The organism is Ahrensia sp. R2A130, from assembly GCF_000179775.1.
Taxonomy (GTDB): Bacteria; Pseudomonadota; Alphaproteobacteria; order Rhizobiales; family Rhizobiaceae; genus Pseudahrensia.
In genome coordinates, this window is sequence record NZ_AEEB01000039.1 from 1 (window position 1) to 1,429 (window position 1,429).

Annotated in this window: 1 protein-coding gene; it reads right to left on the reverse strand. The window is 61.0% G+C overall.

Features of this window, described 5'->3' with window-relative positions; genetic code table 11:
• On the reverse strand, nucleotides 1-1,429 hold a 1,429-nt coding region (locus tag R2A130_RS18755; protein ID WP_009465362.1), incomplete at both ends, for an Ig-like domain-containing protein.

Below are 1,429 nucleotides of genomic sequence, written 5' to 3' on the forward strand. Positions count from 1 at the left end.
GTCGGCGCATCGTTGGTGGCCTGGAACAGGATGAACAGCTGGGCTGTGTCGCTGGAGTTGGACGAACCTGATGTATCGTCGAGACGATAGGTGATGGCCGGGAAGGCCGGACCGTCATCTGCGTTGTAATCCTGGGCCGGCGTGGCGGTGAAGTTACCGGCCGCATCCATGGTGATGGTGCCGACAATGGTGCCTGCCACGTCTATGGTGACGGTGCTGCCGGCCGGGAAGAAGCCGGAACCGTCTGCGGTCGCAGCAGATGTGCCGCCGGGAACGGCAAAGCCTGTGATGACGAGGTTTGCAGCCAGTGTCTCGGCGTCGGAGTCTGTTCCGGTTCCGGAACCGGGTGTGCCGGATGTGTCGTCGGTAATGACATTGCCCGTGGCTGCCACGTCTTCGGTGCCGACATAGGCATTGTCGACAGCAGTCGGTGCGATGTTGAGCGCAACGACCGTAACAGTGACGGTCGCTTCTTCGGTGACAAAGCCACCGGCTCCATCGGGAGTGTTCACCTCATAGGTGAAGCTGTCGGTGCCGGAGAAGCCGGTGTTCGGCGTATAGGTGATCTGACCGGCATTCGGGCCGGTGGTGATGATCGTCACGCTGCCGTTTTGTGGCGCGTTTGCCCCCGTACCGATGGCAGCAAGCTGTGCGCCTGCATTCTCAAACGTATCGGCTGTGGCTCCATCCGACGATCCGCCGGTGATACCGGTGAGCGCGTTGAAGATGACCGCATCATTCTCCAATGTGGAGACGGCATCATCTTCAGCATCATCTGTGGCCGAGACCACGATGAACAGCGAGCGTGAGCCCACCAGACCGCCACCTGTAGCGCCACCATCATCAAGCGTGATCGCGATGGGAGCTGCACCGTTGAAGTCGGCAACCGGCGTATAGCTCAGACCGTCAATGGCCGCGTTGATCTGCGCGAGCGTACCCGACAGGACAAGGCTGTCGCTGCCATTGCCCGTGATGGTAATCCCGGAAGCGGCACCCGTGGTCAGCGCAACCATGGCGCCGTGATCGCTGGACAGCGTGGCCTGATAGAGTTCGACACCCGTATCATCAGCATCGGACAGCGTGATGGCATTGCCGCCTGCTGTGGAGAAGCTCGTGGAGCCGTCTTCTGCCAGTGAGGTAAAGCCCGGGCCTGCAATGACCGGCGTATCGGGCAACGGTGTGATCTGGATTGCAACCGTGGCCTGTGAACCGGCGTCAGAGCCGCCCGCAGCATCCGTCACCGTATAGGTGAGCGGCGTGACGGAACCTGTGTAATTGCCAATCGGCGCAAAGCGCAGCGTATCGAGTTCGGTGACGGTGAGATCATCACCCACGTTCACCGCAACAAACGTCCCCTGCCCATCAGGTAGATAGGTCAGCGCGCCTTCGCTGGCAGCGTTGGGGATACCGGTGATGGTAACCGTGAGGT